Source organism: Carnobacterium sp. FSL W8-0810 (genome assembly GCF_038007125.1).
Taxonomy (GTDB): Bacteria; Bacillota; Bacilli; order Lactobacillales; family Carnobacteriaceae; genus Carnobacterium_B; species Carnobacterium_B inhibens.
This window is the reverse complement of record NZ_JBBOWO010000001.1, coordinates 1,429,023-1,443,011: the sequence shown is the minus strand read 5'-3', so window position 1 is coordinate 1,443,011 and position 13,989 is coordinate 1,429,023. Positions and strand designations below refer to the sequence as shown.

At 37.1% G+C, this 13,989-nt stretch carries 10 protein-coding genes; 1 reads left to right on the top strand and 9 read right to left on the bottom strand.

The genetic code is table 11. The features are described 5' to 3' along the window. Positions 1-2 precede the first annotated feature (2 nt). From gatB to gatC, 3 genes are read right to left on the bottom strand one after another with little or no spacing between them, the layout of a single operon-like run. A complete protein-coding gene (gene gatB / locus NST49_RS06975) occupies positions 3-1,433 on the bottom strand; it encodes an Asp-tRNA(Asn)/Glu-tRNA(Gln) amidotransferase subunit GatB (RefSeq protein ID WP_301426634.1) in 1,431 nt (476 codons plus the stop codon). Between the two features lie 15 nt (positions 1,434-1,448). Then, complete coding sequence (gene gatA / locus NST49_RS06970) at positions 1,449-2,903, bottom strand: Asp-tRNA(Asn)/Glu-tRNA(Gln) amidotransferase subunit GatA (RefSeq protein WP_341047677.1); 1,455 nt, start codon at positions 2,901-2,903, stop codon at positions 1,449-1,451. A 1-nt stretch (position 2,904) separates the two neighbouring features. Beyond that, positions 2,905-3,210, bottom strand: coding sequence for an Asp-tRNA(Asn)/Glu-tRNA(Gln) amidotransferase subunit GatC (gene gatC / locus NST49_RS06965; RefSeq protein ID WP_023178511.1), 306 nt, complete (start codon positions 3,208-3,210; stop codon positions 2,905-2,907). 154 nt (positions 3,211-3,364) lie between these two features. Between gatC and NST49_RS06960 the strand changes: the two genes are divergently transcribed. Further along, positions 3,365-4,105: an alpha/beta fold hydrolase gene (locus tag NST49_RS06960; protein ID WP_341047676.1), complete on the top strand. Its 741-nt coding sequence runs from the start codon at positions 3,365-3,367 to the stop codon at positions 4,103-4,105. A 524-nt stretch (positions 4,106-4,629) separates the two neighbouring features. Here the strand turns inward: NST49_RS06960 and NST49_RS06955 are convergent. From NST49_RS06955 to purB, 6 genes are all read right to left on the bottom strand, one after another. After that, positions 4,630-5,736, bottom strand: coding sequence for a CamS family sex pheromone protein (locus tag NST49_RS06955; protein ID WP_023178517.1), 1,107 nt, complete (start codon positions 5,734-5,736; stop codon positions 4,630-4,632). Between the two features lie 4 nt (positions 5,737-5,740). Then, on the bottom strand, positions 5,741-7,762 hold the full coding sequence (gene ligA, locus NST49_RS06950) for an NAD-dependent DNA ligase LigA (protein ID WP_341047675.1): 2,022 nt from the start codon (positions 7,760-7,762) through the stop codon (positions 5,741-5,743). Positions 7,763-8,263: 501 nt separating this feature from the next. Continuing rightward, positions 8,264-10,531, bottom strand: a complete 2,268-nt coding sequence (pcrA, locus tag NST49_RS06945) for a DNA helicase PcrA (RefSeq protein ID WP_445662722.1) — start codon at positions 10,529-10,531, stop codon at positions 8,264-8,266. A gap of 190 nt (positions 10,532-10,721) precedes the next feature. Further along, positions 10,722-11,372, bottom strand: a complete 651-nt coding sequence (locus NST49_RS06940) for a GntR family transcriptional regulator (RefSeq protein ID WP_341047672.1) — start codon at positions 11,370-11,372, stop codon at positions 10,722-10,724. Between the two features lie 319 nt (positions 11,373-11,691). Continuing rightward, positions 11,692-12,585 (bottom strand): DMT family transporter, encoded by an 894-nt coding sequence (locus tag NST49_RS06935; protein WP_187948955.1) that lies wholly within the window; start codon positions 12,583-12,585, stop codon positions 11,692-11,694. A gap of 108 nt (positions 12,586-12,693) precedes the next feature. Further along, the gene (purB, locus tag NST49_RS06930) at positions 12,694-13,989 is read right to left on the bottom strand and encodes an adenylosuccinate lyase (protein ID WP_023178526.1); all 1,296 of its coding nucleotides are present in this window, start codon (positions 13,987-13,989) and stop codon (positions 12,694-12,696) included.

The following is a 13,989-nucleotide window of genomic DNA, read 5'->3' as shown; positions in this document are numbered from 1 at the left end:
TCTTAGCGTTTACTCAACTCATCATTTAATAGTTTATTTACGATTCCTGGATTAGCTTGTCCTTTTGTTGCTTTCATAATTTGTCCAACTAAGAAACCAACAGCACGATCTTTTCCGTTTTTGAAATCTTCAATGGATTGTGCATTTTTATCTAAGATATCATTGATGATCGGTAATAATTTAGCCGGATCGCTTAATTGAACCCACCCGTTTGCTTCAACGACTCCTTGAGCGTCTCCACCATTTAGGATCAATTCGCGGAATACTTTTTTAGCCATTTTTGAACTGATTGTTCCATCTGCTATTAATTTGATCATACCCGCAAGGTTTTCAGGAGTCAGTTTAGTCTCATGCAATTCTAGTTTTTCACTGTTCAAATAAGCTGAAACTTCACCCATCAACCAGTTAGATGCTTGTTTTGCATCTGCTCCATTGGCTAATGTGCCTTCAAAGAAATCAGACATTTCTTTTGTAGCAGTCAAGACCATTGCATCATATTCCGGCAATCCTAATTCGCTGATGTAACGGATACGGCGATCTTTAGGCATTTCTGGAATAGTAGCTTTCACGCGTTCGATCCAAGCTTCATCAATTACGATATTTGGCAGATCCGGTTCAGGGAAATAACGATAATCGCTTGAACCTTCTTTGACACGCATCAAAAGAGTGTCTCCAGTTGCTTCATCGTAACGTCTTGTTTCTTGTTGGATTACTCCGCCAGATAAAAGAACTTTTTCTTGGCGTTTTTCTTCAAATGCCAATCCGCGACGGACAAAGTTAAATGAATTTAAGTTTTTCAATTCTGTTTTTGTTCCAAATTTTTCTTGTCCGATTGGACGGATAGAAATATTAGCATCACAACGCATTGAGCCTTCTTCCATTTTCACATCACTAACGCCTGTGTATTGAACGATTTGCTTAATAGCTTCTAAATAAGCATATGCTTCTTCAGGTGAACGCATATCTGCTTCTGATACGATTTCGATCAATGGCGTTCCTTGACGGTTCAAGTCAACGTAAGAATAACCATCTGTTCCGTGGGTATTTTTCCCAGCGTCTTCTTCTAAATGAACACGTTCGATGCGGATTTTCTTTTTCTTGCCATCCACTTCGATTTCGATCCAGCCATCATGTCCGATTGGTTGGTCAAATTGTGAAATTTGGTAAGCTTTTGGATTATCCGGATAAAAATAGTTTTTACGGTCAAATTTAGTATCTTGTGAAATTTCACAATTCAAAGCCATAGCAGCTTTCATCCCAAATTCAATCGCGCCTTTATTGATAACGGGTAAAACGCCTGGGTAACCCCAGTCGATAACGTTTGTATTTGTGTTTGGTTCTGCACCAAAGTGAGCTGGAGCAGGTGAGAACATTTTTGAGTCGGTTTTTAATTCTACGTGGACTTCTAGTCCGATTACTGTTTCAAAGTTCATATCGATTCTCTCCTCCTACAAATTTGGTTTTTCTTTATGAAAGTCAGTTGCTTGTTCAAAAGCGTAAGCCGCTTTATAAATCGTTTGCTCATCGAAATGTTTTCCGATCAATTGCAGACCAACTGGCAGATCATTTGAGAAACCGCAAGGAATAGAGATAGCCGGTACGCCTGCTAAATTAACGGGTACTGTTAAAATATCGCTTAGGTACATTGCAATTGGATCATCGATTTGCTCGCCAATTCCAAAGGCTGTAGTTGGTGTTGTTGGTCCTAAAATTAAATCGTACTCTTTAAACACGTTATCAAAGTCTTGTCTGATCAACGTTCTAGTTTGTCCAGCTTTTTTAAAGTGAGCATCATAAAATCCTGAACTTAATGAGAACGTTCCAAGCATGATACGTCGTTTGACTTCCATTCCAAAACCTTCTGTACGTGATTTCACGAAAACTTCTTCAAGTGTTTTAGCTTCTGGAGAACGGTAACCATAGCGAACGCCGTCAAAACGTTGCAAGTTTGAAGAAGCTTCAGAAGACGCGATGATATAGTAAGCCGGTACACCGTATTTTGAATGCGGCAAGCTGACTTCTTCAACAGTAGCTCCTAATGATTTAAAGGTCTCGATAGCCTTAAGAACAGCTTCTTTCACGCCTTCTTCCAAGCCTTTTTCATTCAAGTATTCTGTTGGAACACCGATTTTCATTCCTTTAACGCCAGATTCGATATCAGAAGCAAAGTCTGGAACTTCTCCTTCATAACTCATAGAGTCATTCACATCATGTCCGCTGATGGCATTTAATACTAATGCATTATCTTTAACAGTACGTGTAAATGGTCCAATTTGGTCCAAACTTGATCCAAAAGCAATCAAACCAAAACGTGACACACGGCCGTAAGTTGGTTTCATCCCAACGATTCCGTTAAATGCTGCCGGTTGACGGATTGATCCACCCGTATCTGTACCTAAAGAGACAGGGATTTGACCTGCTGCTACTGCTGCTGCAGAACCGCCTGAAGAACCACCTGGTACTTTATCAAGATTCCATGGGTTGTGAGTTAATTTGTAATAAGAAGTTTCTGTACTTCCTCCCATAGCGAATTCATCCATGTTTAGTTTCCCAACTGAGATCATGTTTGCTTCTTTTACTTTTTTCGTCACTGTTGCGTCATAAATTGGCACAAAGTCTTCCAAAATTTTACTAGCTGCTGTTGTGCGTGTACCTTCAGTTACGATATTATCTTTGATCCCGATTGGAATTCCTGAAAGAATATTTGCAGGATCAATACCTTCTTCATCTACTTTACGCGCTTGTTCAAGAGCTTCTTCTTCGGTCAATGTAATGAAAGCTCCAATTTTTTCTTCTGTTTCATTGATGCGTTCAAATACAGCTTTTACTACTTCTTGAGCGGTTACTTCTTTTTTTACAAGTAACTCATGCAATTCTTCTACTGAGTAATCTGCTATTTTCATATTATGCTCCTGCCTCCCCATTGTCCATTATTGCAGGAACTTTAATTAAGCCGTCTTTTTCTTCTTTAACGTTCTTAAACAACAAGTCACGATCTGTTCCTTGAACGGCTTTATCTTCACGCATCACATTGTAAGTACGCAAGCCATGAACCATTACTGGTACATTTTCAGTATCTAACTCATCTAAATGTTCAACCATATCTATGATTGCATCCATTTGCTCTGTGAAATGGGCAATACCTTTATCACTAATTTCTAGTTTTGCTAATTTTGCGACGTGTTTTACGTCCTCTTCAGTAATAGCCATCGGTTTGTTCACTCGCTTTCTTTGAATAAATTCTCTTAGTTCAAACTCCCTTACTATAATACCATAAACCACTTATATGCTGTATCTTAAATCTAATTTAAATTCGCTTCACTTCGTAACAATAGTTTGATAGGATAGCTTTGAGGTGGATAAAATGGAAATAACCATTCGAAAAAGAACATTAGGAACTATACCGTTACTGGAAGTCGTACCAAGGAAACAGCGAAACGATCTATTGCCGTTGGTCATTTATTATCATGGTTGGCAATCATCAAAAGAATTGAATTTGACTCAAGCACGCTATTTAGCACACCAAGGGTTTCGGGTACTGTTACCTGATGCCATGAACCATGGGGCGAGAAAGCAGCCAGTTTCAAAAATCCCTTCTTTAACTTTTTGGCAAAGTATTCAAACGAATTTATTTGAATTTGGGTTTATCATTGATTACTTTCGTAAGATTGGTTTTGTGGATGACGTGATTGGGGTTGGTGGAACATCGATGGGTGGCATAACGACATGTGCCTTATTGACCCATCATCCTGAAATTAAAGCAGCAGCTTGCTTGATGGGTTCGCCCAAATTACTAGCTTATCAAGAACGCATTGTAGAACATGCCGAAAGGTTAAACCGATACTTGCCGCAGGACTATTATGAATTATTGAACTGGATCCCAAATTATGATTTGTCGTTACACCCAGAAACTTTAAAAGGCCGACCATTATTTATCTGGCATGGGAAACAAGATAAAATTGTGCCGTATCAACACGCTGCTGATTTTGCAGAAGAACAAAAGGATTTGTCCAATATTCACTTTACGGACGAAGACGAAGTGCATTTGGTAAAAACAAACACGATGCGAGAAGTAACATCATTTTTTGTTAACGAACTAATGTAAAAAAATGCGGCTAAGGAAATATTATCCTAGCCGCATTTTTTTTATTTTGTTAATTTATTAACCACACATGTAGCTTTTAACGGGTCAACCAAAGCTGTACTATTAGGCTTTAATAACGAACGAACTTTTATCCAATCTAAATTCACTTCTATCCCTCCACAAAATTCATCATTTTGTGTAAGCGCTTATATAAACTTATCATAACAGGTCTTTTTTTATTTGTCTAATAGTATTTTATTTTTATAATATTAATCTATAAGATATTCACACTAATAAAATTTTTGATTACTAATCAATACAAAACGATTGAGGTAAATCTCTCCAAGAAAAATAAAAGCCTCCCAAAAAAATGGAAGACTTCGACTTTTATTTTCTTAATAACGATAAACGAGCCACTTGGCAGCCTGTTTAGTTGAGTTGCGTGTCTCATCTTCTAGGAAAAAAGATGAAATTATCCTCGAGGTTTTGACCTCTTGCGGGAATTTCTTGTTTTTCTGTCAAGTCTAAACGGCGTGCTCCGCATCCTAATCAAATACATGTGTGTAGAATTGGGTTTCTCCTGCTTCTCGAGCTAAGAAAGCTTCGGTTCCGTTAATCGATTTTATCGTGATCTCAATTGGAATATTTGGCAATAGATAAGAAGATGCTTTCTCAGAAACATGCTGAGTAAAAGCAATAATTTCACTTTCTCCATAAAATTGTGTATTGATGGATACTTTCATATTCATAATTTGATCGTCTGTGTAAAGTGCTTCTGCCGTTACTCCGCTTAAATTAGGGAAGAAACTTTCAATCTCAGCTTTAAAGTTTTCAAAACTGGATAATTCGTTGCTTTCTCCGCTGGTTGGAAAAATAACTTTCTTTTGATTGATGGTTTCCCAATCTGTTAAACTCGTCGATCCGTCATCACTTTGAGCTTGAGTAATGTAAACACCACCAGCTAAATTATCTTTTGTAGACTGTTCAAAGATTCCTACAACGATTGGAATATCGCCAACACCTTCTGTTTCGCGCAAATGTTGAACGATCTTATCAGCCATTTTTTTGCCTTCTTCTACTAACTTATCTTGAGAGATTTTTGTTTCAGATTCGGCACCAAATTGTACTTTTTTATAATAATCGACACTATTCATTGCTAGACCGATAGAGATACCACCTAGTTTAAAACCATCATCTGTTTGAACCATGTAATCCTGCTCTAACAATGAGTTTAAATAAATGGGGTTTCGTTCATCGGGTTCTACTTTTCCATTATCTTCAGGATTCAACCCATCTGGATTATCTTCGCTTACACGATTCAACCAATTATTAGTTGTTTCAGTAGTAATATACTGTCCCTCTTGAAAGTAATAAGAATCTGGTGAAAAATGCTCTTGCGACAATTCCATCAAGCCTGTTTCAAATGCTTTCAAGTTTACTGTTGAATTTAACCCTAATGTGACCCCTCTATTTAAACTAGTTTTATACGTTCCATCCGTAATAATCGCACTATAATAGTCACCTGATAATTGGCTTGTTGTTTCTGTTTCCTCACCAACTGATTCTGTTTCTTTTGTTTCAGGCTCATCTGATTGACAAGCACTCAACAAAAATGCACAAGCAGCCATTAAAGCAATTGCTTTTTTGTTCATTTAGTTATTCCTCTCCTTCTAATGTTTCCAATAACTGATCTTCATCCCAAATGGGGATATTCAATGATTCTGCTTTTGTTAATTTACTACCAGCTTCTTCTCCAGCAACGATAAAATCTGTTTTCTTAGAAACGCTTCCTGTAACATTTCCCCCAAGATTTTCAATGCGTTCTTTAGCTTCTTCTCGCGTAAAATGAGTCAATTTACCTGTTAACACGACTGTTTTTCCATTGAAGTAAGAATCGACTGTCGCTACTTCTTCTTTTTTCTTTCCTAAATACGTCATATTGACTTGACTGCTTTTCAATTCTTGGATCAATTCTGTTACTTCCGGCAAGCTAAAGTAGGCTACCACACTTTCGGCAATAATTTCTCCGATACCTTCTATAGAAATGATAGCTTCTTTTTCTGCTTGTTGTACAGCTTCAATCGTCTCAAATCGTTCGGCAATTAATTTAGCCGCTTTTGCTCCTACATGTCGGATGCCTAGGCCAAACAATAATCTTTCTAATGAATTGCTACGGCTAGCATCAATGGCTGTTAGTAAATTATTAGCTGACTTTTCTTTAATTTTATCTAATGTAACGAGTTGATTGAACGTTAATGTGTAAAGATCAGCTACATCATGCACCATTTCTTTTTCAAACATTTGCAATAAAACCTTGATGCCTAATCCATCAATATTCATAGCATTTCGAGAAACAAAATGAGAAAGTCCTTCTGTAATTTGAGCCGGGCATTTAGGGTTCATGCAACGCAAAGCTACTTCTTCTTCTAAATGGATCAGTTCACTGTCACAAGCTGGGCAATGAGTAGGAATTTCGTAGGGTTGGCTGTCTGAAGGACGTTCATCCAACACGACACGAGTCACTTCTGGAATAATGTCTCCAGCTTTATGAACGACAACAGTATCTAGCAATCGAATGTCTCGTTCATGTATCAAATCTTCGTTATGCAAACTTGCGCGTTGAACGGTTGTCCCAGCTAACTGAACTGGGTCCATGATAGCGGTTGGTGTAACGACACCTGTTCGTCCAACTGACCATTCAATATCGCGTATGATAGTATGAGCTTCTTCAGCAGGAAATTTATAGGCAATCGCCCATCGTGGAGCTTTTACTGTAAACCCAACTTTTTCTTGAACTTCAAACTCATTTACTTTAATCACAATTCCATCGATCTCATAAGGCAAAGCAGATCTTTTTTCTTGAAATTCTTGCGTGTACTGCCATACTTCTTCAATCGTTTGGAATACTCTACGGTCGTGATTGGTACGAAGCCCTAAGCCATCTAATTGATTGAGTGCATCTTCTTGACTGGCCGCAGTCAGTTCACCAAAATCGCCTACCGTATATAAAAAGGTATTTAAATTCCGTTTGGCTGTTTGTTTTGGATCAAGATTACGCAACCCGCCTGCTGCGGCATTACGTGGATTTGCAAAAATAGCTTCTCCGTTTTCTTCTCGTTCTTGATTCAATTTGATAAAGGAATCTTTAGGCATATAGCATTCGCCTCGAACTTCAATAGAATAAGGTTGCTTCAAACGTAAAGGAACAGATTTGATCGTACGTACATTTTGGGTCACGTTTTCTCCAACAGTTCCGTCTCCACGTGTTGCTGCACGTACAAGTTTTCCATTTTCGTACTTTAACGACACTGCTAATCCATCAATTTTCAATTCACAAATATAGCTGAAGGGTTGATCCGTTAGTTTTTTGATGCGTCGATCAAAATCAAGTAAATCTCCTTCGTTAAAGGCATTTCCTAAGCTTAACATAGGTGCTTCATGAACAACTTTTTCAAATCCAGGTAAAATCGTTCCTCCAACACGCTGAGTGGGAGAGTCATTGCTGACTAAGTCTGGAAATTCTTCTTCCAAAGCTACGAGTTCATGATACAGCTTGTCATAGTCTGAGTCTGGAATAGATGGATTATCCTTTACATAATATTCATAACTGTATTTATCTAATAACGTTCGCAAATCAAATACCCTTTGTTTCGCAGATTCAAAATCTTGTGTAGGCATACCCCTAATTCCTTTCCTCTGATCATTTTGTATTTTCTTATTAGTAGATTAACGGGAAGTTCCGCATCCTGTTTTAATTGGGGTGCAAACGACAGTCTCTCGGAAAAAACAGAATCTCTGCGAGGATGTGACATCCTCTACGAAATTATTAGAACGTCGCTACGCTTCTCTCTTGAAGTCGCTGTAAAGTTGAAACATCCAACAGCGACTAAATGTTTTTCTTGTGAGCCTAAACGTCGTTTTTCGCACCTTGTAGTTGAGCTACGAGCCCCAGACACTGTGTAAAAAAGATGAATCCCTCCGAAGATGAAACATCTTCTCTGTGATTCCCTGTTTTTACTGGGTGTCTTTCAGGGTGTCTTTCAGTGTCTTTCAGTGTCTTTACGCATCCTGTAAGTTGAGCTGAACTTCCCAGACACTGGGCTATTCCAAAAATTGACGCAATGCGCGAGATGCTCTTGCTTTCAATTTTTTAAAATCGCTGCGTGTCTTTCAGGGTCTCTACGCATCCTGTTTTTCTATTGGTGCAAATGCTGCTAGTAGGCGTTTGATGCCTTGTTCTTTAAAGGCTATATCAAGTTGGAGGTCATTTGCTGTACCGGTAACCTTGACGACTGTACCAACGCCCCATTTTTTATGAACGGCTTTATCTCCGACATTCCATCCTAATTTGTCAGCTCCACTTGACGTTTTACTTGTCACTGGAGCTTTGTAAACTTGGCTAGTAGCACGAGTTGCTTGATTACGTTGCATAGAACTGGTTGTTGAACGGCTAAATGGTGTATTAATATTTTGTTGATTACCTAGTTCTAAAACTTCATCCGTGATTTCATTGATAAATCGAGAGGCAGAGTTGCTTTGAGTACGGCCATATAAAACCCGTGAATAAGCATTTGTAATATATAATTTTTTCTCTGCACGTGTGATCCCAACATAGGCTAAACGGCGTTCTTCTTCTAGTTGGTCTTCTTCCATCATCGAACGAGACAACGGGAAAATACCTTCTTCCAGACCAATCAAGAAAACAATTGGAAATTCTAGTCCTTTTGCTGCGTGAAGAGTCATCAAGGTCACTTCACTTTGAGGTTCTTCTTCTAAATTATCCAAATCAGAAACCAATGCCAAGTCTGTTAAGAATGTCAATAAGGTTTTGTCTTCTGTGTTTTCTTTTTCAAATTGTTGAGTTACGGTTAAGAATTCTTGAATGTTTTCTAGTCGTGTTTCAGATTCGATTGTGCGTTCTAATTCTAATGCTTTTTGATAGCCGCTGCGTTTTAATACTTCTTGAACTAGTTCTGTAACTGGCACAAATTCCTGCATTTGACGCAGATCTTTCATCATGAAAGCAAATCCTTCAAGTTCATTAGCTGCTTTACCAGAAATTGGTGTAATTGAAACGTTCAAAGCTGTTTCTAAAAGAGACCATTCGTATTGATTAGAAGAAGCTCTTAATTTTTCAATCGTTCCTGGACCAATGCCTCGTTTGGGCACATTGACGATTCGTTCAAAACTCATATTGTCTTCAGGATTGGCAATTAAGCGAAGATACGCCAGTACATCTCTAATTTCTTTACGATCATAGAATTTGTGTCCGCCAACCATTTTATAGGGAATGTTTGATTTTAGTAAACTATCTTCAATCACACGAGATTGAGCGTTAGTGCGGTAAAGAACTGCAAAATCACCATAATTGTAGTTACTTTCTTTCATTTCTTCTTGTATCTTAGAAATAACGTAACGTGATTCATCGCCTTCAGATTGCCCACGATAATAAGTGATTTTTTCACCATCATGGTTATCTGTCCAAAGTTTTTTCACTTTACGGTTGGAATTATTCCCGATCACATCATTAGCGGCTTGTAAAATCAGCTTAGTCGAACGATAATTTTGTTCCAATAAGACTGTATTCGCATCTGGGTAATCTTTTTCGAAGTTCAAAATATTCTCCATATTTGCACCACGCCATCCGTAAATACTTTGGTCAGCATCTCCGACAACGCATAGATTTTTAAAGCGTTCAGCTAATAGATTTACTAAAGTGTATTGCGCTTCATTTGTATCTTGGTATTCATCGACATGGATATAGTGAAATTTATTTTGGTAGTACTCTAATGTTTCAGGACTTTCTTTGAATAAGCGAATCGTCAACATGATCAAGTCATCAAAATCGACTGATTGGTTTCTTCGCAACTCTCTTTGATAATCGTCGTAACAATCTGCCACGATTTTTTCAAAAAAGCTTGCAGCTTCTTTACGGTAATCTTCTGGAGTCTGCAATTCATTTTTTGCATTGCTGATTTCTCCTAGGATAGCTCTTGGATTATATTTTTTAGGATCGATATTTCGTTCTTTTAAGATGCGTTTCATTAATGTTTGCTGCTCACTTGGATCACTGATCGTAAATGCTCGCGTATAACCGATGCGATCGATGTCACGACGTAAAATACGCACACACATTGAGTGGAAAGTTGAGACCCAAACATCGCTTCCGCCTTCTTTCATAAGACGTGTTACCCGTTCTTTCATTTCTTTAGCAGCTTTATTTGTAAATGTAATGGCTAAAATATTCCAAGGATTCACATTTTTTTCTTCAATCAAATAGGCAATACGGTGTGTTAAGACACGAGTTTTTCCACTACCTGCTCCAGCCATGATCAAAAGAGGGCCTTGTGTGCATACAACTGCATCTTTTTGTCTTGGATTCATTCCATTTAATAAATCATCTCGTAATACCAATTTTTTACATCCTCTCTTCTTGTAACATCCCATTTCATACGAAAAAAATAGGATTTGGACTCCACTAGTCTATCAAAACTTTTTAAAGTTTTGCATAATTTCTCAAGAATAATTCTACCATAAAAAGTGGCTCCTCGAGTACTAAATGAACAGTTTCAAATGAAGAATAATAAAAACAAAAAAAGACTCTTAAAAAGGAATCTTTTTTGTCTGGTTAATTCACTTAAATCCCTTGGATAGCAATCAAACTAAGTTGATTGATCAGAATCCGTACTTCTTTTCTGGCTAGGGCATAATTATTACTTTTTAATAAACTTAGGATGTTGTTAAAATGTTTTACTTTTGTTGCTTGACTAATTTGTAAAAAGCCTTTTATTTCTTCATTGGTCTGACCGTTTATACTGCGTATCATTTCCATAAATAAGGAAGTTGTGTAAGTGTTTTTGGCATACCGATAAAGACTTTTCCAATACTCAAATTCGATCGATGAAAATACTTCAAACTCTCTTACATAAGCTTGCTTTTTTAATCGATCTACTATCTCTTCTAAGGTAGTTGCATCAAATTGAATTTCTTTTATTTGTAAAAAATGTAGATAATCAATAAGTATTAACTCCATAAACTCTAATCTTTCTTGAAATCCTTGCAAAGAAATTTGATTTTCACAAATTCTGATTCCTTTATTGGGCTCAATTGCTATGTATCCTTCTTCTTCTAACCTTAAAAAAGCTTGTCGAATCGGCGTTCGACTAATCCCTAATTTTTTAGACAGTCCAATTTCTGTAATATGTGTTTGAGGTAGCCATTGTTTGGTTAGTATCTGATCTTTACTGTACTGATAAACTGTCTCTACTAGCTTTTTAGGTTTAGACAATTTTTTCCACCTACCTGTTTTAAATTTTTCCTATACCAACGTAATACATATACCAATTATAGAATGGATCTTGTTTAACTTCAAGTTTGTTTCTCTTTCTATTCTACAACAAATTTTTTATGAGTTCCTATTTATTAGAAAAATTTACTCAACTTATATTAAACATTTACATAGAATTCATATAGGGTTGGTATACTAACGGTGTACCAAACAGAAACTATTTTCTTTACGTTTTATACTGTAAAGATCCCCCATCCTAAGGTCCGCTTTATTTTAAGCGGACCTTAAATAATTGAATAGATAAAAAAACACTGTCATTCTATTTTTCTTTTATCACAGCTGTTTCTTTTTTAGGCCATTTTAGCCCACCAATAACAGTTGAGCCTAATATTAATACTCCTCCAATGATTTGTACTCCGTTCATTGCTTCTCCTAAGAAAAGCGCAGACAATATTACCGCTGAAACAGGATCAATATAGCTTAAAAGAGCAACTGTTTGACTCTTCAAAGTTTGCATTGCTGAAAAATACAACACATAAGCTAATCCAGTATGAACGATTCCTAAAATGATGAGATAAGGGATAGATTGAATCGCGATTGCTCCTAAGTTAAATCCTCTTGTAAAAAGGACATAAGGCGCTAACGTGATAGATGCTACCATCAGTTGAATCATGGTACTTTCTAAACTACTTAAATTTTTCAAAAATTTGTTTATCAAGATCACGCTCGCATATAAGATAGCTGCTCCTAAGCCATATACGATTCCTACTGTGTGATTGTAAGTTTCAGTTGTTTGTGCACCAGTTCCTACGATCAAAAACATCCCAGACATAGCCACCAAAATACTAACAACTTTGCTTGGAAGTAACTTTTCCTTCAATAAAAACGGCGAAACGATCATTACGATAACTGGTGCAAAATAATAACTTAATGTAGCATTAGCAATCGTCGTATAGTTATACGCTTCAAATAATAAAATCCAATTTAGCCCAATAGCAGCCCCCGAAACGAGCAGTGGTACCGCATTACTTTTTAATACTGCAATTGAAATCTTTTTTTTCTTGAAGAGAGAGAATATCAACAGAAATAAACTCCCAAGAACTCCCCGATAAAGTGCAATTTCGCTTGAAGTCAACTCAATATTTTTTACCATCAATCCAATCGATCCAAATAACAACATGGCAATCACAACTTTCAATTTTCCAATTCCCATTTTCTCCCTCCTGTTCATTTTTTAGAGTATAAAAATAGCATAGGATTCAAACAAAGCCTCCTATGCTGTTTCTACTTATTTATTTTATTTTCCAAAGTTATAAAAAGTCTAGTCTAATCCAACTCTTTGGAAAATTTCGTCTACGTTTTTCAAATGATAATGATAATCAAAAGCATCATCTAAGTCTTCTGTAGTTAATACAGACATGATTTCCGCATCTTCTTCAAGCAACGGACGGAATAATACTTGTTCATCCCATGAAATAGCTGTTTTCGGTTGAATAAGATCATAAGCGGCTTCACGGCTCAGTCCTTTATCAATCAGTTTAAGCAATACACGTTGGCTGTAAATCAGACCAAAAGTAGCATCCATATTGCGTTTCATATTCTCTGGAAAAACGGTTAGATTTTTAACGATTGTTCCAAAACGGTTTAACATATAATTCAACAAAATAGTTGAATCAGGTAAAATAATGCGTTCTGCTGATGAATGAGAAATATCTCGTTCATGCCATAATGTAACGTTTTCGTATGCTGTCATCATATGACCTCTAATCACACGAGCCAATCCTGTTACATTTTCAGACCCAATGGGATTGCGCTTATGCGGCATAGCAGAAGATCCTTTTTGACCTTTTGCAAAGAATTCTTCAACTTCGCGTGTTTCAGATTTTTGCAGTCCACGAATTTCAGTAGCAAATTTTTCGATACTAGTTGCTATCAATGACATTGCAGCGACATATTCAGCATGCAAGTCCCGAGGAAGAACTTGAGTCGATATTTCTTGAGCTCTCGTTCCTAATTGTTCACAGACATACTTTTCAACAAAAGTTGGGACATTAGCGAATGTTCCTACTGCTCCGCTGATTTTTCCTGCTTCCACGCCTTTTGCTGCATGTTCAAAACGTTCAATATTGCGTTTCATTTCTGAATACCAAAGAGCTAGCTTCAAACCAAATGTTGTTGGTTCAGCATGTACCCCATGTGTTCTACCCATCATGACAGTATTTTTATGTTCTTTAGCTTTTTCACCAATGATTTCTAAAAAGTTTTGAAGATCTTGACGCAATACGTCATTAACCTGTTTCAATTGGTATCCATAAGCTGTATCTACAACATCTGTACTAGTCAATCCATAATGAACCCACTTGCGTTCTTCTCCTAAAGATTCAGAAACAGCACGCGTAAAGGCTACGACGTCGTGGCGTGTTTCTTTTTCTATCTCTAAAATACGATCTACTTCAAATGAAGCATGCTCACGAATTTTTTCAACATCTTTTTTAGGAATATCTCCTAGTTCAGCCCAAGCTTCAACTGCTAAGATTTCAACTTCCAACCATGTATTGTAGCGATTCTCATCTGACCAGATGGCCGCCATTTCGGGTCTTGTGTAACGTTCTATCAT

Excerpts from the sequence above, each read along its gene's own strand:
- gatB (WP_301426634.1), bottom strand. The coding sequence starts at position 1,433 with ATGAACTTTGAAACAGTAATCGGACTAGAAGTCCACGTAGAATTAAAA.
- gatA (WP_341047677.1), bottom strand. The coding sequence starts at position 2,903 with ATGAAAATAGCAGATTACTCAGTAGAAGAATTGCATGAGTTACTTGTA.
- gatC (WP_023178511.1), bottom strand. The coding sequence starts at position 3,210 with ATGGCTATTACTGAAGAGGACGTAAAACACGTCGCAAAATTAGCAAAA.
- NST49_RS06960 (WP_341047676.1), top strand. The coding sequence starts at position 3,365 with ATGGAAATAACCATTCGAAAAAGAACATTAGGAACTATACCGTTACTG.
- NST49_RS06955 (WP_023178517.1), bottom strand. The coding sequence starts at position 5,736 with ATGAACAAAAAAGCAATTGCTTTAATGGCTGCTTGTGCATTTTTGTTG.
- ligA (WP_341047675.1), bottom strand. The coding sequence starts at position 7,762 with ATGCCTACACAAGATTTTGAATCTGCGAAACAAAGGGTATTTGATTTG.
- pcrA (WP_445662722.1), bottom strand. The coding sequence starts at position 10,531 with ATGGGATGTTACAAGAAGAGAGGATGTAAAAAATTGGTATTACGAGAT.
- NST49_RS06935 (WP_187948955.1), bottom strand. The coding sequence starts at position 12,585 with ATGGGAATTGGAAAATTGAAAGTTGTGATTGCCATGTTGTTATTTGGA.
- purB (WP_023178526.1), bottom strand. The coding sequence starts at position 13,989 with ATGATAGAACGTTACACAAGACCCGAAATGGCGGCCATCTGGTCAGAT.